This window comes from Lactiplantibacillus argentoratensis (assembly GCF_037290055.1).
Classification (GTDB): Bacteria; Bacillota; Bacilli; order Lactobacillales; family Lactobacillaceae; genus Lactiplantibacillus; species Lactiplantibacillus plantarum.
Genome location: NZ_CP147647.1, coordinates 790727 through 808093, shown reverse-complemented (window position 1 = coordinate 808093; position 17367 = coordinate 790727). Strand labels below are relative to the sequence as shown.

The 17367-nt window shown below is 46.4% G+C and carries 16 protein-coding genes and 1 other annotated feature; of the genes, 7 read left to right on the top strand and 9 right to left on the bottom strand.

The genetic code is table 11. The annotated features are described in order from the left end of the window. Positions 1-100: 100 nt before the first annotated feature. The 6 genes from V7R88_RS03700 to V7R88_RS03675 form a co-directional block, all read right to left on the bottom strand. Positions 101-769, bottom strand: coding sequence for a histidine phosphatase family protein (locus tag V7R88_RS03700; RefSeq protein WP_003644074.1), 669 nt, complete (start codon positions 767-769; stop codon positions 101-103). Between the two features lie 131 nt (positions 770-900). After that, complete coding sequence (locus V7R88_RS03695; protein ID WP_016526995.1) at positions 901-1470, bottom strand: GNAT family N-acetyltransferase; 570 nt, start codon at positions 1468-1470, stop codon at positions 901-903. A 50-nt stretch (positions 1471-1520) separates the two neighbouring features. Next, entirely contained in the window at positions 1521-2285 is a 765-nt protein-coding gene (locus V7R88_RS03690) for a YibE/F family protein (protein WP_011101234.1), read from the bottom strand. Next, complete coding sequence (locus V7R88_RS03685; RefSeq protein WP_338816473.1) at positions 2282-3532, bottom strand: YibE/F family protein; 1251 nt, start codon at positions 3530-3532, stop codon at positions 2282-2284. The genes V7R88_RS03690 and V7R88_RS03685 overlap by 4 nt, the downstream gene beginning before the upstream one ends. Continuing rightward, complete coding sequence (locus tag V7R88_RS03680; RefSeq protein ID WP_013355322.1) at positions 3496-4497, bottom strand: hypothetical protein; 1002 nt, start codon at positions 4495-4497, stop codon at positions 3496-3498. The genes V7R88_RS03685 and V7R88_RS03680 overlap by 37 nt, the downstream gene beginning before the upstream one ends. Before the next feature lie 419 nt (positions 4498-4916). Next, complete coding sequence (locus V7R88_RS03675; RefSeq protein WP_152707152.1) at positions 4917-5699, bottom strand: flavodoxin family protein; 783 nt, start codon at positions 5697-5699, stop codon at positions 4917-4919. A gap of 333 nt (positions 5700-6032) precedes the next feature. Here V7R88_RS03675 and V7R88_RS03670 point away from each other — a divergent pair, with 333 nt between their 5' ends. Continuing rightward, the gene (locus V7R88_RS03670) at positions 6033-6359 is read left to right on the top strand and encodes an ArsR/SmtB family transcription factor (RefSeq protein WP_003641203.1); all 327 of its coding nucleotides are present in this window, start codon (positions 6033-6035) and stop codon (positions 6357-6359) included. Between the two features lie 191 nt (positions 6360-6550). On the opposite strand, the gene V7R88_RS03665 is transcribed toward V7R88_RS03670, so the two are convergent. From V7R88_RS03665 to V7R88_RS03655, 3 genes are all read right to left on the bottom strand, one after another. After that, complete coding sequence (locus V7R88_RS03665; protein ID WP_338816472.1) at positions 6551-7432, bottom strand: RluA family pseudouridine synthase; 882 nt, start codon at positions 7430-7432, stop codon at positions 6551-6553. A gap of 42 nt (positions 7433-7474) precedes the next feature. Further along, positions 7475-9283 carry a DNA helicase RecQ gene (recQ, locus tag V7R88_RS03660; RefSeq protein ID WP_338816471.1) on the bottom strand — a complete coding sequence of 603 codons (1809 nt, stop codon included), beginning with the start codon at positions 9281-9283 and terminating at the stop codon, positions 7475-7477. 257 nt (positions 9284-9540) lie between these two features. Beyond that, entirely contained in the window at positions 9541-9738 is a 198-nt protein-coding gene (locus tag V7R88_RS03655; RefSeq protein WP_208663857.1) for a helix-turn-helix domain-containing protein, read from the bottom strand. Positions 9739-10274: 536 nt separating this feature from the next. Here V7R88_RS03655 and V7R88_RS03650 point away from each other — a divergent pair. The 6 genes from V7R88_RS03650 to V7R88_RS03625 all read left to right on the top strand — a co-directional run bounded on the left by V7R88_RS03650 (position 10275) and on the right by V7R88_RS03625 (position 17127). Continuing rightward, positions 10275-11507, top strand: coding sequence for a hypothetical protein (locus tag V7R88_RS03650; RefSeq protein WP_338816468.1), 1233 nt, complete (start codon positions 10275-10277; stop codon positions 11505-11507). Positions 11508-11542: 35 nt separating this feature from the next. Beyond that, on the top strand, positions 11543-12949 hold the full coding sequence (locus V7R88_RS03645; RefSeq protein WP_338816467.1) for a C69 family dipeptidase: 1407 nt from the start codon (positions 11543-11545) through the stop codon (positions 12947-12949). A 123-nt stretch (positions 12950-13072) separates the two neighbouring features. Next, positions 13073-13325 (top strand) — a binding site (T-box leader). Positions 13326-13402: 77 nt separating this feature from the next. Then, complete coding sequence (gene asnA, locus V7R88_RS03640; protein ID WP_003641196.1) at positions 13403-14410, top strand: aspartate--ammonia ligase; 1008 nt, start codon at positions 13403-13405, stop codon at positions 14408-14410. Positions 14411-14448: 38 nt separating this feature from the next. Beyond that, on the top strand, positions 14449-15744 hold the full coding sequence (gene asnS / locus V7R88_RS03635) for an asparagine--tRNA ligase (RefSeq protein WP_054398823.1): 1296 nt from the start codon (positions 14449-14451) through the stop codon (positions 15742-15744). 171 nt (positions 15745-15915) lie between these two features. Next, positions 15916-16545 (top strand): FMN-dependent NADH-azoreductase, encoded by a 630-nt coding sequence (locus V7R88_RS03630; protein WP_338816466.1) that lies wholly within the window; start codon positions 15916-15918, stop codon positions 16543-16545. 108 nt (positions 16546-16653) lie between these two features. After that, the gene (locus V7R88_RS03625; protein ID WP_003641193.1) at positions 16654-17127 is read left to right on the top strand and encodes a MarR family winged helix-turn-helix transcriptional regulator; all 474 of its coding nucleotides are present in this window, start codon (positions 16654-16656) and stop codon (positions 17125-17127) included. The last annotated feature ends 240 nt before the right edge of the window (positions 17128-17367 follow it).

The following is a 17367-nucleotide window of genomic DNA, read 5'->3' as shown; positions in this document are numbered from 1 at the left end:
ACAAACCATGCCAGAAGCGTCCCTTTACTAACTACTTAAAATTTTATCGATCAGAGTCAAGTTAACAGCTAAAGTAAGGCGTTGTACTTGGCTCAGCCATTTACTTCAAGTACCCGGTTTCATTCCAAGTCGTCAGTTCAAAATGCTGATTATCCGTCGTCGATAACACTGTCAGGCTATCATTATCCACGATACCGTGGCCGACTGTCTTCATAACTTGCCCATCGACCACAAAAGGTGCTCGTAATTCTGCTACGGGAACACCCATTAACGCCTTGACAGTCATCGTCGTCACCAGGCCGTGCGATACGATTAATAGTGGTTGCGTGCTAGCTACCCCAACTTGATCAATCAAACGATGTAGCGTCGAAGTCGTTCGGGTGACAAAATCCGCATAACTTTCGCCACCGCCAGCTAGTTCCGGTCGGTATTCGGCGGGTTTAGTAAAAATAACTTGGGCATAGGACTGCGGCTGTACTTCCGCTTCCTGTTTGCCGTCCCAATCACCAAAATCAAACTCACGCAAGCCATCGTCGATTTGAATCGGCGGTTGCCACTGATTGGCAGCCACAATGTATTTCGCCGTATCCAGCGCTCGTTGCTGCGGACTGCTATATACTGCTGAAAATTGGGTGGTGCTTAAGTAATCACCAGCGGCCTTTGCCCCATCGATTCCGCTAGCAACCAGCGGGGAATCTGCTCGTCCACCTTGAAATCGGTGTTCTAAGTTATATTGTGTTCGACCGTGACGAATGAAATAAATCTGCATGGCACGTTCACCTTCCTAATCCGTTCAATAGTTTAATTCTAACTGTGTCATGCTCAATAGAAAAGTCTTCAGTGCCATAATGACGTAAAAAAATACCGTGGTCTAAGAAACACACCACGATATTTCAGTTATTATGATAAAGGCTTAACCAAGTGCTGGTACGGATGTGTGCCAATCATGAGCTGACCATCCGGGACAAAACCATGCCGGTGGTATAACTTAGCTGCCCGGGGATTGCCATCATCAACGTTTAAACTCAGTTTCGTGGCCCCCAGTTGACCAACGAGTCCTGGTAATGCTTCTAGTAAGGCACTACCAACTCCGTGGCCCTGAGCTTGCGGATCAACTGCCAACATGCTTAAATACCACTCATTCGGCCGGGTCTCACCACCTAATTCCAGTGGTGCCTCAAACCCCGCATGATGACCTGAAGTCGTCCGCAACAAATCGTTTACAGCGACTTCATTCTTCGCTAAGTGCCCAAACGCGACACCGACGATTTTGTGAGCCATGACCGCCACAAAAGTCTGCGCTAACCCATCTAAATTGGCCGGTCGCTGATACAACTCAGTCAACATTGCCAATAGGTCGGCCTCGCTAACATTTTTTAAAACTGGCATTTCCATATCACGGTAAATCATCGCAATCAATGGTGCAATTTGAGCACTATCTTGCGGTTGTGCCGTTCGAATTTCCATCATCACAACGCTCCCAACTGTTTTCTCAACCGTAGCAAATCCCGCGGTCATCGTCAATCGTTGTGCTTAATTTGTTGCCGATGTTGAATCGTCATCACCCACGTCGTGACGGGAACTACCAGGATAACGCCAATTAACGAGAATAATACCATTAATACTTCCGCAACAAATATTTTATTATTGATAACACTCCCGAAGGAATAATGTAAGCCCGCAAACCAGATAAACAGCGCCAAGAAGCCACCAAAAAAGCCGAAAAACAAGGTATTAAAAGTCGTCCCGATAATCTGCTTACCAATACTGATACCATCGATATAGAGTCGCTTAGTTGGCAACTGCGGATGCTGCGCCAGAATCTCACTCAGACCAGCCGCAATCGCAATAGCAGCTTCCGCAATGGCCCCTAGTGTACTTAAAATTGCTTCAGTTACCGCTACGCCAATAAAGGACACTCCGATTGCCAATGACATGCCTTCCAAATCTTCACTATCTTCCAAACTAAAGCCCTGCGCCATGATCCAGTTTTCAACGGGAAAAATAATCAGCACTAACATGACCATGACGATCAAAGCTGCAATATAAGCTGGCTTGGCCGCCACTTCGTTGTCCTCCCCAAAGAAAATCGTGAAGGCCAAGATGATTGTCCCAATGACCAACGACACCCCCATTGCTGGAAAGCCCCATGAAATCAAAACAACGGCTAAAAACAACAATCCAAAGTTAAATAACAAACTCAAAAAGGCCGTCGCTCCAGTCTTACCACCAATTAATGTCATCAAACCTAGTAAAATTAATCCTAAAACGGTAATCGTGTTCATGCCATCACCGCCTTAGGCATCAATCGACTGGCTAACCAACTGGCTACTGGAATCGCTAAAACGATACCGATACCAGAAATCAAACTTTGGACCATCCCCAACGACATATTCATTGTAAAAGTGTAACCCCAGCTATTGCCGTTACGGAAATAGAGCAAAGTCATCGCGAAAGTATCCGCCATGAAAATCAAAAATAGCACGTTGATCAAGGGCCCCATAATAGACCGGCCAATTTGAATACCCGACTTAAATACTTGTCGTGGTGCAATGTCCGGGCGCTCCGTTTTCAATTGAAACAATGAAGCAACAATATCTGTTGATTCATCCATGACTGCTCCGAGTGAACCGAGGACTGTTTCGACTAAAAATAACGGTCGGGGAACCTGCGTCACGTACTGCATCGATTCATAAGTCACACCACGCTCATGGGTCACCGCAAAGACGATCAGACTAATAATGACAGCCAGTCCCGTGCCAACCACAGTCGCGCCCAATGTTACTAACATTTGACGACTAAAACCGAGAACTAGCAACAGTGTGAGCACGGCGAAGATTACGGCCAATACGCCAAAGAGCAGGTAAATGTGACCACCATTAGTAGCTAAATCGATCTGAATGGCGGCATAAAATATTACAGCATTGAGTGCGACACTCAAAAAGGCCATCAGACCGCTGAAACGCATAATTAACAAGAGCAGTGCTAGGGCTAACCACGCGACAAACGCCAATGCGGTATCTCGTTTTAACCCCTGAATCGTCACTGCACTACTATGATCGCTAGGAATCCGTAAGAAGACTTGATTACGGACGTGATACGGCTGATCCATTGCGCCCGAGCGCGTATACGTATTCTTGATCTGGTAAGTTCGACCACGATGTGCCTTATTGAGCACCCGGACCGTTACCAACTGTGTCACTGTCGCATCCTTATTCTCAAATTCATCCGTCGTCGTGCTTCGACTCTTAGTCTGCACGTGGGTCACCTGTGCAACTGTCTGCTGATAAAGTCCCGCATTAACCCGGGTCAATCCAACCCCGATTAGTCCTAAAACAATCACCAGCAGTGTTAACCACAACCCCCACCGTTGCTTGATTCGCTGTTTCACATTTTCACCTTTTTTCACTTCAATGGTCACCAGTTTACCACCCATTCCCCAATACAAACTTCGATTCTGGCAATCTTTAACAGAATCTAAGTTTCTACGGTAATCTAGGCCGTTACTTGAACGCGTAAAGCTTTCAGCCAAGCAATTTCTTCCTCATCGTGGAGGCGCTGAGCAATTTTTAGTCCCTTTTCAATCAATGCTAGGGCCTGTTCGGGCTGCTGATGGACCCGCCATTCATAAACGGCAGTTAACTTATAATGAGCCAAAGGTTGGTAACGACGTAATAACTGTTGAACACCATCATCTTGATACCATGCTATGATCTGGGGGTCACGATGATTGGTGACCAAGTTCCAGTACAATGTCGCATCTAAATACTTCGCCAAATCAGCTGGCGGCAACGTATTGAAACTTGGCTCCAAGCGACTCAACCCCGCTAACAGTTCGGGGGTATCCAGCCCATGTTGAAGTCCCCATTCCAGAATCAACCAGGCTTGCCGGACGACTAAATAATTCCGATTGCCACCATCGCGCGGCATAACAATCATACTCGCATCAAGGTCACGGACACTACCGGTCTGAACCTTAACGGCCGCAGCACACGCAGTGACATACGCGGCGGTCATCGCCGCCGTTGATTCGCGTGCCTGCCGAAATTCCTGGCCCGCCGTGGGATAACCGTGCAAGTTCATTGGTAATAATTGGGCGGCTTTCAACGTATTGACCCAGATCCAAATAATGAACGCAAACAACCATAAATCGAAACTAAACTTAAATTGATTCAGAGTTATTAAACTGAGCATGACCGTCAGTAAGTTGAACAGGCCACCGCCAAAACAATAAATGGCGTGATTGAACCGTTTGGCATCCGCCGGGGGTGCTGCCACGATATGTGGATGACGCGTCAGCGGTCGTTCTAATTTCCAATGACCACGAACCCGACTTAATTGAAGTCGAAAACCGGTAATCCGGACAATTCGAGCACCAATTAATCGAAATCCGACCCACTGACCGAGCCAATGGATTAACGTCGCACCTAGTTCGCTGGCGACTAGTGCCAATCCTAGCCAACCGACTGTTGCAATAAATTGTCCAAAAACTTGCATGCTATTCCTCCTCGTACCTTGATTGACAGCCTTTATTTAACAAAATTAATTTTGAAATCAATAACACGTTTTTGGGCATGACCCATGATTAGTTTTTGACAAAGTTAGATTCAAAAACCGGCAGCTTGGATGTGCCAAAACCGAAACCAATCACAGCATGCTGCCAAATAAAAATTCATCTAATTTAACATGTTTTAATTATGGTTCATACGCCTGGCAACCAGTACCAAGTGTCCTCATTTTCTAATTCGACGATACCATATTAATTATACGCGTGGACACTGAAATAATCGCTGGTACTTCGTAATTGCTCTTATTATAGCAAAACAAGCTGACCTCCGGCGATTAAGACGCCAAGCCCAGCTTGCTAATCAATTGAATTTTAATGTCGTTGTTGCTGAATGCACATGCCGTATTCCTTAACGACGCCGGTGTTTAACAACAGTGAAGAAATGTAAAATCATTGCTAAAAGAACATAAAAGACGACGACAAAGACGCCGTAGTAGGCCCAAAAATTGTTCAGCGGAATCAATTGTTGAATCCCCGCTTCGATTCCCATTGTTAGTAGTGCCATCACCGCAATCATGAAGAATAATTGAATATACCGTTTCACCGTACTGTCATCCCTTTCCTTTTTATGTGCAGCCCGCGCGCCGACCCGTTCACATTCTGCTTGCTTAGCAGCTGTGATGGTTTGCATACCCCACGTTTTAGTTACGACAATCTCCCGTAATTTGATGAGACCACCCATCGTCAAAAATTTATCAAGTGTTTTAAACGTTGCGTCAGTCACACCGGTCAAATAATTTTCAATACCACCCGCGTAACAATCCGTGATCGTCACATAATGCTTGTTCTTAAAGCGATCAGGTACTGCTTCACCCACGGAATTAAACCGTGCGATCCGCCCCCGAAAACAGTCACAGAAGTTTTTCATTACCCCCGATAAGCTCCCCAAATAGGTTGGTGCAGCTAATACCCAGACATCCGCCGCCATTAATTTTGCTTCCAGCGCGTCTAAGTCATCATTCGGTTGACTATCGTGATCTGGTCGCAACTCATAATCGTTGAGGTTGACTAGTTCCGTGTCAGCGCTGGCCGCGGCCCCCTTTAAGACGGCTTGCAGTAGCTGGGCAGTCACGCCATCAGCGCGATGCGCACCTAATATTCCTAAGACTTTCACATTTTCCACTCCCATCATTCATTCAAAAGCTATTTTTATTTTAACGCATTTCAACATAAAAATATGGTTATCAAACGAACAGCGATTGTTAAACCCGCTAATAGTACTTACTTTTAACAAAAAGGTTTGACAATCGATTAACGACTTGCTTTAATTATACATAAGTACGAATGTTCCAATAACAATTAGTCTAACTGACAACTTGTAGACTTAAAGTTTTCTTGCTGCAACTATTTCACCAGAACTTGAACATCGAGCTGTCATACCAACACTTAACAACTAATTCAGCGTACTGCCGATGGGGGGAGTTAGTCCTTAAGTGTAAATTGAATTTGAAAGGACGCAGTCACCATGGCTAATTTTCAACAATCCGAAACGGCACTTATTGAAAGTGCCACACTAATTAATATCTTCGCCGAAAAAATTCGGCGTCAGATTATCATTGCTCTGGGGAACAGTGATAATGGTCTCAACGTTACTGATATTACCGCCTTGGTCAATATTTCACGCCCCGCCGTTTCACATCATCTACGCTTAATGCGTGAAGCTGGGGTCATTGATATGCGTAGTAACGGGGTCGAGCATATTTATTTTCTCACGTTAACCGCACCATTACAGCAATTACAGGCAACTTTTGCGACGCTAACGGCTGATAACGCGCCACTTAGTCAGTCGTAAGCACTAGCGCCTCATTCAATAGTCACCGCAACCTTCAGGATAACGCGGGCCTGCAACTTACCCGCTAAACGTTAGCTTGATTTTAGACGGTTGCCAACCAAAAATCGGCACTGCCAGAATGTTCAACTCATTCTAGCAGTGCCGATTTTTATTAACCATTCATCCCGATGGTCACTGGTCCTAAGCTGAACTTAGTCGTGATTCAAGGCTTGCAGATCAGCTGGCAATGCCGCCTCAAAGTGTAAAGTCTGTTCCGAAAAGGGGTCAAAGAACTGTAAACTAGCGGCGTGTAAGGCTTGCCGTTGAATCCACGCCAAGTTACCGCCATACAGCGTATCACCTAATAAGGGGTGCCCAAGCGCCGTTAGATGAACCCGAATTTGATGCGTCCGTCCAGTCACAAGTTCCAACCGTAACCGACTCACGTTATGCTGCAATTGGTCCGCCTCCACTTGATACGTCGTAATGGCGCGTTGGCCCGCCGTAGTGACCGCTCGCCGAGGACTGTCAGCCACCCGGCCAATCGGGCGATCAATTGTGCCACTAGCCGGCGTAATGGTCCCTTCGATCCAAGCTTGATACGTCTTCACTAATTGCGCCGCAATTCGGGGCTCTGTCAGCATCCCCTGCGCCACCCGATGTTTAGCAACTAACACAAGGCCACTCGTATCCCGGTCCAACCGCGTGATCAGGTGCGGTCGTTGATTACTGGCATGACTGGCTATCAAATAACCCTTGATTCGATTGACCAACGTATCGGTCCGATTACTAGGCCCCGGCACGCTGGTTAACCCGGCTGGTTTATTAAGAACGAGCCAATTAGCATCTTCATACTCAATTTGGATTGGTTGTTCGCTGACGACTACCGCTGTATCCGGTGCCTCGTCTGGTAGTTGAATTCCCGCAATATCGCCATCATGAATGGTAATAACGCCCGTTTGAACTTGATTATTGACAAGAAACGCGCCGGTGCCATGCTTGATTGCCTTGATTGTTCGCATACTGATGGCATGCGTCGTCAAGAATCGTTTCATTGCCATTGATTGCCCCTGGTGTTGCCAAGTAAATTGCATACGTGTTACTCCATTTCATCTCGTAGTTTACCAATCAGCCATCTAATCAGTTTCCTCATCGGTGCTAGTTGCTGATTCCGCATGAGCTGCCGCTCGAATCGTCGCCATAAAGGTTTCACCATACTTTTCAAGCTTGCTGGCCCCGACCCCTTTGACCGTTAAGAAAGCTGCGTCGTCTTCTGGCATCAGGTCACACATCGAATGAAGCGTCCGGTCAGAAAAAATCACAAATGGTGGTACGCCCTGTTCTTCCGCCAATTGACGCCGAAGTGTCCGCAACTGTTCGAAGAGGGCACTGTTCTCTGGTACCGTCTGTTGCACCTTTTGGGCCGTCTTTCGGTGTACCGTGGTCGTTCCTTTAAGCACGGCCACTCCACTCGCTGAGACTGTCAGTGTTGGATACTGACCACCCACCGACTGCAAATAACCGCTCGCAGTCAAAAAATCGATCAGTTCCACGACACTCTTCTGTCGCTGCCCGGACATCAACCCGTACGTCGACAACGTATTGAGGTTCGATTCGCGGACCCGTTGATTATTAGCGCCCGTCAATACCTGGGCCACGACCCCTTTACCGAACTGGGAATGAAGCCTAACGACGCACGATAAGACTTGTTGAGCTGCCGTGGTGATATCCTGTGATTCCCGCTGATCAGTACAATTACTACACCGACCACACGGCGCGGATTTTTCACCAAAGTATTTCAAGATAAACTGTTGTAAACAGCCCTGGGTATTCGCATACCGTGTCATCACCTGTAGCTTCTGATACGCCAGGTGTCGGTGCTCCGTATCCATCTCCGACTCATCAATAAAGAAGTGCTGAAGTTGAATATCAACCGGTCGAAAAATCAAAATCGCTTCACTAGGTAACCCATCCCGGCCAGCCCGACCGGCTTCCTGATAATAAGCTTCCAAAGTTCCGGGGACTTGCGCGTGAATCACAAAACGCACGTTACTCTTATCAATGCCCATTCCAAACGCGTTGGTTGCCACCATGACGTCAACACGGTCGTACAAGAAATCCTCTTGGTTTTGCCGCCGAACCGCATCGTCTAGCCCAGCGTGGTACGGCGTGGCCTTAATATCATGCTTTCGCAACAAACTCGTCAGCCGCATCACTTCTTTACGGGTGCTGGCATAAATAATCCCGGCTTCACCATGATTAACTTTCAAATAATCTAAAATGTAACGGTCGGTATCCTGATCCTTGACCACCGTCAAATCCAAGTTATTGCGGGCAAAACCAGTATTCACTTCATGTTGTGGATCAATCGCTAAGCGGCCGCAAATATCCGCAGCGACTTGCTCAGTTGCCGTCGCAGTCAAAGCTAGGACCTGCGGATGGGTCGGCAATTGTTCAATCGCCGTGCTGAGCGCTAAATAACTGGGGCGAAAATCGTGCCCCCACTGTGAAATACAGTGGGCCTCATCAATTGCTAACAGTTGGATGGGCAACCGGCCCAGCGCTTGAATAAAGTAATCCGAATCTAACCGCTCGGGTGCCACGTAAAGTAAGGTATAATCTCCCGCCCGTAGTTCTTGGAGCCGTTCGTTGATCTCTTGGAAATCCAGTGAACTGTTAATAAAAGTCGCCGCGATACCATTATCATTTAACGCGTCTACCTGATCTTTCATTAAAGAAATCAATGGTGAGACAACGACGGTCAGCCCCTGAAAAAGTAACGCTGGGATTTGGTAACATAATGACTTACCACCCCCAGTTGGCATAATCGCTAGGGTGTTTTCACCGGCCAACACTTGTTCAATCACTGCCTTTTGCCCCGGTCGGAATTCATCATATCCGAACGTGGTCTTCAATACTTGCTGTGCCGCCGCTAAGTCAATCATCACACGTAAACTCCCTCTTTGAATTAATACTCTCATTCTACCGAGAATACCGGCCCATGACAAGAACGCGCCCCGGTAATCACTAGGTACGTTAAGTCGCACTTGCGCCACGAAAGCTATCAAAATACCCAAAAGTGCCCGTCCCTATTGATTTTATAGGAACGGACACTTTAAAGAGACCGATATCGATTAAACGACCATGTCAGATTGGCCATCAAAGGGCACTCGCCCACACAGTTTATATGTACAATGCTGACTTAGCCTTGCTTGGGTCGGCCACGGTGATCCACCAAACCTTCCATGCCGTGTTGTCGATATTTTCGTACCCAGGTATAGACTTGTGGATACGAAACATTAAAATGCTTAGCGGCTTCTCGATAATCGTTGCAATGGTTCAGCGTATACTTTACGATCGCAATTCGTTCTTCCAGCGTTGCGCGTCGTCCTCGATCCATGACTCGGCCTCCTCTCATTCACTACTATTCATCATACCAAGAGTTCTCAATTTTTTGTAGCTTTTTCCCCGTGACTTGACTGATTCGTTGCGATTTTTAATAAATTATTTCGAATCAGTCCAGTGCACCTAGCACTCATCTTAAAATAAATTTGTTAACGCAGTTATTTTGCTTGCATTAAAGAACGTATGTTCGTATACTTATATTGAGGTGATTAGCATGCAGTCAGAAAATCTAACCGTTAAATATTTAAATAAAAGCAAAATATTAAAGTTGGACCCCTTTATGTTGTACTTACAAGTCACGCCATTAAAGGCTACCGAACCTACGCCAATCAACTGCATCATCGTCAAACACGCGTTAACTTTATTTTACCAACTCCAGCCTGACGCCCAACTGGCACTCTACGGTCATTATAATACCAGGCACCAATTCGTGATTACCAAATTCATGGTGCGATCTGCAGTGCAAACACTAGCCAGTTAATGTACAAAGCCGCTAAAATATAAGTACTTAGATCAGAGGAGCTGTTGTCGATGATGCCAACGAACCTAACCTTACTTGAGCGTAAGATCTCAAATAACTTGAATTGTCTATACTTTGTCAACCATCCCGTTTACCGTATTCAAAAGGACCATCAATTAGCACTCGCTTCAGAATACAGCCTTGCCGGCAACGTGACCGAAATTATCTGTGATGAACAGCAGCGCTATCATATTTTATTCGTGGCGCGTAAAGAAATTGTCTTAACGGAAAAGAAGGTCGCTAAAGTGACGAATAATCAGCTCGGGCAGGATACTGCTCAGTTTTTGGCGGCACTTGGGTACCAGTTACCCACCACTCAGCCAACCGGCGAACTGAGTCAACCCACGATTTTACCCTCACCAGCAGAATTAAGTGAATTTCCGAGCGCTTATGTGATCATCGACTGCGAATTTGGTATTCTCTTTCGGCGCAGTGGCACCGCTAAGGCCATCAATTGGCACGTCATTGAATCCCCCGGATCACGAGCAAGTATCTTCCAGCTGAGTGCCATCGGCTTTTCCCATCATACGCAAACAGCCCCCTTTTTCAACCGTTACTTCGATAACCCGAACTTCTTACCTGACAAGAAGTTGGCCGGCCTAGCAGAAACTGGCCTAACGACCGTCGCTTATGAGGCACAAGGCGATCCCTTATCGATTTTAAAAGCGTTTATCCAGCAAGTCATCCAGCCGCAAATCCCCCTCGTTTTTTGGGACCAGACTCAGGATATGAAGCACATTCGCTTATTACTAGCCCACTATTACCACCAGTTGACTCCCGCTGAACAGCAATTAGTCAGTCGCCCAGTCGCGATTTTTGACGCTCAAGCCTATACGAACACCTTGATCAATCGTGGCAATCATAAAATTGGCAATCACGACCTACCATTGAACGGCTTGGCAGCACTCTTTAACATCAGTAATCCACACCAACATAACGCACTTTGGGATGTTCAGACAACTGAACTAGTCATGATTAAGCTTGCTGAACTGACGCGTCAGACACCGGTAATCACCGCAACACCTGAACCAGTCGCATTACCGAGCACCGTACCATCAGCGCTGACGCCCATCCAGACAATAAGTCCCGCAACCGCGCACGCCAGCCACGCACAGGTTCACCAGTTACGGGCCCGTGGCAAGACTTACCGTGAAATTGCGGCGGCCACCGGTTTTAGTATTAGCGGAATTAATTATATTCTCAAAAAAGCCCGTTCTATCCCGACCCGCTCAGAAAGCGTATAATGATATTAATAGCTTAAAAGGAGTGTTTTAATATCATGGAAAAACGTATCAAAGGTTCATGTACCACGATTCTCGTCGGTAAAAAAGCCTCAATCGATGGCTCAACCATTATTTCACGAAACGATGATGGTCACGAAGCCCTAGACCCCGAACGATTAGTTGTGGTCAATCCCGAAGATCAACCCCGGCACTATCAGTCCGTCATTAGTAAGGTCGAAGTCGACTTACCTGACAACCCCTTACGGTATACTTCAATTCCAAACTCAATCTTGACCAATGGGACCTGGCCAGCAGCGGGAATCAATAGTGAGAACATCGCCATGTCCGCAACCGAAACCATCACCACGAATTCACGTGTCTTGGGAATCGATCCTTTTGTGGCCGGCGGAATTGGTGAAGAAGACCTCTGTACCCTAGTATTACCATACATTCACAGCGCCAAGGAAGGCGTTACTCGTCTAGGTGCCCTGCTTGAACAATACGGGACTTACGAACCAAACGGTATCGCTTTTTCTGATCAAGACGAAATCTGGTGGTTAGAAACCATTGGTGGTCACCACTGGGCTGCTAAACGTATTCCTGACGATGCTTACGTGGTTGCTCCGAACCGCATGAATATTGACGATTTCGATTTTAACGCTGATGATACCTTAGCTTCAGCTGACCTTGAACAATTAATTGAAGATTACCACTTGAATCCTGACTTTGACCGTGTCAACTTGCGGCACATCTTTGGGAGTGCTTCAATCAAAGATACGGTTTACAACAACCCCCGGGCTTGGTTCGGTCAGAAATACTTCACGCCGGACGTTGTGCAAGATCCAATGGAACAAGACTTACCATTCATCTGCCATGCCAACCGTAAGATCTCTATCGAAGACGTCAAGTTCGTTTTGAGTTCGCACTTTGAAAACACCAAATACGATGTTTACGGGAGTGGCTCTGAAGCTGACAAAACCCTTTTCCGGCCAATCGGAATCAACCGCAACCACGATGTGCACATCTTACAGATTCGCAACAACGTTCCCGCGGCCGTTGCCGGCATTCACTGGTTAGCCTTCGGTGCCAATACCTTTAACACGGTCGTGCCATTTTACGCAAACGTCAATGACACACCAGCTAGCTACAAGGATGCGGATGGCACCTTTAATCTCAACCACATGTACTGGTTAAGCTGTACAACCGCCCTTTTGGGTGACACCGACTACGACTTTTACGTGGACATGCGGAATAGTTACGAACTCGAAGCCATGAGTGCTTACCGTAAAATCGAGAATGATACCGACGCTGACCTGGCTAATCACCAAGACTTCACGGCCTATCTCGAAGCGGCTAACCAACAATTGGCCGATACCGCGATGAAGTTACAAACTAAATTGCTCGGCGATATGGTCATTGCCGGTTCTGAAAAAATGAAATTACGATATAATTTGAATGATTAATTAAGCCCGGTAGCTTGCGGTTTTAGCTGAGATTTCTATGGTGAATTTATGAGACTAAACTAATTTATTTTTAATTTAGTGGTTTACAAATACCAGAATCGTGCTAATATAAATGTCACAAGATAAAAAACGGAGGAAAGAGGAGTACGATTAGTCAACCTGCCAGTGAATCGGGAGTGAGTGGAAACCCGACCAGAACTTGACTAATCCGAAAAACACTTTCTTAGTTGCTAACTGAAATAACCTCGTTAAAGTAGGATTAGCCGTTAACCGGTACGTTACCATCGGTGGTGTATGTTTGTACACTATTTTAAAGCTGGTTTACTGTAAGGTAAACAACTTGGGTGGTACCGCGAAAGAGTCTTTCGTCCCTTGATAATTCAAGGGATGGAAGGCTCTTTTCTTTTATCCTGTAACTAAAATCTGCATTTAATTTTAAAGGAGACCACGCATATGCATTTAATTATTCCAAAGGATTACGATCCTAAATTATCCGTTAAAGAAACCCAACAGGCCATTCGTTACATTCGTGAAACGTTCCAAGATGAATTTGGGAAGCAACTAAACTTATCTCGGCTTTCAGCTCCAATGTTCGTTGAAAAGAAAACCGGTCTGAACGATAACTTAAACGGTGTCGAAAAACCTGTCTCCTTCACCATGCAAGACATGGGTGATGAACAAATCGAAATCGTTCACTCACTTGCTAAGTGGAAGCGGGTCGCATTAAAGCGCTACGGTTTTGACATGCATGAAGGTCTCTACACGAACATGAACGCTATTCGTAAGGATGAAGATTTAGACAACTACCACTCCGCCTACGTTGATCAATGGGATTGGGAAAAAGTGATCAGTAAGGAAGAACGAACCGTTGAAACTTTGAAAGCCACGGTACGTCAAATCTTTAAAGTGATCAAGCACATGGAACACGAAGTTTGGTACAAGTTCCCACAAGCCGTTCACCACTTACCAGACGAAATTCACTTCTTAACCACTCAAGAACTCGAAGATATGTACCCTGACATGACCCCGCGCGAACGCGAAAACGCCATTTGCAAGAAACTCGGCTGTGTCTTCTTAATGCAAATTGGCTGGAAGCTTGATTCCGGCGAACGTCACGATGGCCGCGCCCCCGACTATGATGACTGGAAGTTGAACGGCGATATCCTCTTCTGGTACGAACCATTAGACCAAGCCATCGAAATCTCAAGTATGGGAATCCGGGTCGACGCTGAATCAATGAAGAAACAACTTAAAGACGTGGACGCCGAAGACCGGCTTAGCTTGCCATACCACCAAATGATCTTGAACGCGGACGTCCCTTACACGATCGGTGGCGGGATTGGTCAATCACGGCTCTGCATGTTATTACTTGGCAAAGCCCATGTCGGTGAAGTACAAGCTGCCTTGTGGCCACAAGCCATGATCGACCAATGTGCCGAACATAACATTCATTTACTTTAATCTGATTTAAAATCCAACAAGAAGGAGTGATCAATATCATGGAAACCATTAGTATTATCAACGCTGCTGACCATGTCGATGAACAAGTTAAAATTGGGGTGTGGCTCAGTAATAAGCGTTCTAGCGGCAAAATTGCCTTTCTTCAATTACGTGATGGCACAGCAACTTTTCAAGGGGTAGCTCTCAAAAACGAGCTCGGTGAAACGGCTTTTGCACAACTGACCGACCTCGCGCAAGAAACTAGCCTCTGGGTCACCGGCACGATTCATGCAGATACCCGTTCCCCCTTTGGCTACGAGCTTGCCATCTCACAATTTGAAGTGGTTGGGACTAGTCACGACTACCCGATCACGCCCAAGGACCATGGTATTGATTTCCTGTTGGATCATCGCCATCTTTGGCTACGGTCATCGCGTCCCAACGCAATTATGCGGATTCGCAACGAGGTCATTCGAGCCGTTTATGAGTTCTTCAATGACCGCGGTTTTATTAAGATTGACGCGCCGATTTTGACCGGTTCCGCTCCTGAAGGGACGACTGAATTATTCAAAACTGATTACTTTGGTCAGGACGCCTATTTATCACAATCCGGCCAGTTATACGGTGAAGCTGGCGCAATGGCGTTCGGCAAAATCTTCACGTTTGGACCAACTTTTCGGGCCGAAAAATCCAAGACTCGTCGCCACTTAACAGAATTCTGGCAACTTGAACCTGAAATGGCCTGGATGCATCAAGATGAAAGTCTGGAAGTCCAAGAACAATTGGTGGCCTACCTCGTTCAAGCCGTGATTGACCATTGCCCCCACGAACTGGCCGTTTTGGACCGCGATGTTGCGACGTTGCAAAAGTACACCAAGCTCCCATTTCCGCGAGTTTCGTACGACGATGCTATTACACTACTCCAAGCGAACGGCTTTGACGTCGACTGGGGTGTCGACTTTGGCTCACCGGAAGAGACATTTTTGGCAGAACACTTTGACCAACCAGTCTTTGTCTTGAACTATCCCAAAGCAATCAAGGCCTTTTACATGCAGGCACACCCGACGCGCGATGATGTCGTCATTGCAGCTGACCTGTTAGCACCTGAAGGTTACGGCGAAATCATCGGCGGTTCCGAACGCTCAACGGATTATGACTACTTGAAGGAACGGTTACTAGCCAGCGGTCAAGACTTGCAGGATTACGAGTGGTATCTCGATTTACGCAAATATGGTTCGGTGCCGCACTCCGGTTTCGGTATGGGTCTGGAACGTTTTCTGGCCTGGATCACCTTGCAAGATCACGTTCGTGAAACCATTCCGTTCCCACGTATGTTGCACCGGATTTACCCGTAAAGTCGTTTCAAACTAGTGCTAGTGGCACCGGTTAATCAAGATTAATCGTGCACCCTTTCAGTTCCCCACGCATTTTCGAATGTGTGGGGAACTTTTTTGTCAAATTTGTTGACAAGCAACAATGTTCAAGATAAAATGTTGCTTGTCAACAAAATTAAGGAGCTGTTTAACATGACAAAATTATTAATGATTAATGCCCATCCACACACGACCGTCCCCAGTGCCTCACTGACCGTTGCAGCGAGTTTTAAAACTGCGTATCAGCAAACCCATCCGAACGATGAGATTACGACACGCGATCTTTATCAGGACGGCGTTCCCGCTTTGAACGACACAACCTTCGAAGCTTGGCGTAAACAAAAATACAGTGAAGAACTAACGTCAGTGGAAGCTGAACTACTTAGCCGTCACGCCGCCTGGCTAACTGAATTTCTAGCAGCCGACAAGATCGTCTTCGTTAATCCAATGTACAATCACTTTCTTCCAGCCGAACTCAAACAATACTTAGACTTAACCTCAGTCGCCCGTAAAACTTTTAAGTACACGGTCAACGGCCCGGTCGGCTTATTACCCGACAAACACGTCTTACACATTCAGGCTGCGGGTGGCTACTATCACCAACCTGATCAACACAACCAGGTTGAAGCAGGCGACCCCTACCTCCGTGGCATGATGCAACTGTATGGGATTCAGGATTACCGAACCATCTTCATTGAAGGATTGGACCAATTTCCAGAACAGCGAGAACAGGCCATCACTGCCGCACAGGTAGCAGCAGAAAAACTCGCCGGTGAATTTTAAAACCGGTATAATAATAGTAATAAAAGCTAATGATTAATTGATAATTGCGCGCTAACCACCACGAGAACCAGTCGCCGTGATGCACAACTATCTAAGGGGGGTCAATCGATGTCAATATCCACGGAACAGACAATTCTAACGCAGCTCAAAACGATTCGAACCAAGCGTGCTTCCACTACTGGTGAACAGAAATGGTTACAGCAGCATATCACCGAAGCCAATCTACGCCGCCTGTTGCCGGATATTTCCATCGTTGGCCTACATTTATTATCTGAACTAGAGGCCGGTCCACAAACGGGCATCGACTTAGCCACTAACCTCGGCGTCACTCGAGGTGGTGTGACCCGGGCAGCCAAACGACTCGTAACGCAGGGCTTAATTGGCTCATTCCAGCAACCCGATGATCACAAAAAGATCTTCTACCGCTTAACGCCGAGTGGTCGTAAGCTGGCCCGCTATCATGATAAGATGCATGCAACCCGCAATCATCAAGCAATCACGCTCCTCCATGAACACTACTCACCAGCAGAACTTGCGGTGATTCAACGCTTCTTGGCTGATTTGACGGATTATGAAGCTTAATAAAACCAAAAACACCGCTACGACTAATGCGCGTTCGTTAGTCACAGCGGTGTTTTTGAATTTCTAATGATTAGTGATTTTGTAACCGATACTTGCGAATTGCCATAATCAATGACAACGTGTTGAGTACCAATGATAAACTGCTGAGGATCAAACTAGTTTTTGTAATACGCATGAGCGGCCTTCATTGATTGAATTTGTTAATTCTAGTTTACCGGTATTACGCACTAAAAGATACTA

What these genes read in the sequence shown, in the direction of transcription:
- V7R88_RS03680 (WP_013355322.1), bottom strand. Translation starts at nt 4,497, where the DNA reads ATGCAAGTTTTTGGACAATTTATTGCAACAGTCGGTTGGCTAGGATTG.
- V7R88_RS03645 (WP_338816467.1), top strand. Translation starts at nt 11,543, where the DNA reads ATGGAAAAACGTATCAAAGGTTCATGTACCACGATTCTCGTCGGTAAA.
- V7R88_RS03665 (WP_338816472.1), bottom strand. Translation starts at nt 7,432, where the DNA reads ATGCAATTTACTTGGCAACACCAGGGGCAATCAATGGCAATGAAACGA.
- V7R88_RS03655 (WP_208663857.1), bottom strand. Translation starts at nt 9,738, where the DNA reads ATGGATCGAGGACGACGCGCAACGCTGGAAGAACGAATTGCGATCGTA.
- V7R88_RS03630 (WP_338816466.1), top strand. Translation starts at nt 15,916, where the DNA reads ATGACAAAATTATTAATGATTAATGCCCATCCACACACGACCGTCCCC.
- asnA (WP_003641196.1), top strand. Translation starts at nt 13,403, where the DNA reads ATGCATTTAATTATTCCAAAGGATTACGATCCTAAATTATCCGTTAAA.
- recQ (WP_338816471.1), bottom strand. Translation starts at nt 9,283, where the DNA reads ATGATTGACTTAGCGGCGGCACAGCAAGTATTGAAGACCACGTTCGGA.
- V7R88_RS03670 (WP_003641203.1), top strand. Translation starts at nt 6,033, where the DNA reads ATGGCTAATTTTCAACAATCCGAAACGGCACTTATTGAAAGTGCCACA.
- V7R88_RS03625 (WP_003641193.1), top strand. Translation starts at nt 16,654, where the DNA reads ATGTCAATATCCACGGAACAGACAATTCTAACGCAGCTCAAAACGATT.
- V7R88_RS03690 (WP_011101234.1), bottom strand. Translation starts at nt 2,285, where the DNA reads ATGAACACGATTACCGTTTTAGGATTAATTTTACTAGGTTTGATGACA.
- asnS (WP_054398823.1), top strand. Translation starts at nt 14,449, where the DNA reads ATGGAAACCATTAGTATTATCAACGCTGCTGACCATGTCGATGAACAA.
- V7R88_RS03650 (WP_338816468.1), top strand. Translation starts at nt 10,275, where the DNA reads ATGATGCCAACGAACCTAACCTTACTTGAGCGTAAGATCTCAAATAAC.
- V7R88_RS03675 (WP_152707152.1), bottom strand. Translation starts at nt 5,699, where the DNA reads ATGATGGGAGTGGAAAATGTGAAAGTCTTAGGAATATTAGGTGCGCAT.
- V7R88_RS03695 (WP_016526995.1), bottom strand. Translation starts at nt 1,470, where the DNA reads ATGATGGAAATTCGAACGGCACAACCGCAAGATAGTGCTCAAATTGCA.
- V7R88_RS03700 (WP_003644074.1), bottom strand. Translation starts at nt 769, where the DNA reads ATGCAGATTTATTTCATTCGTCACGGTCGAACACAATATAACTTAGAA.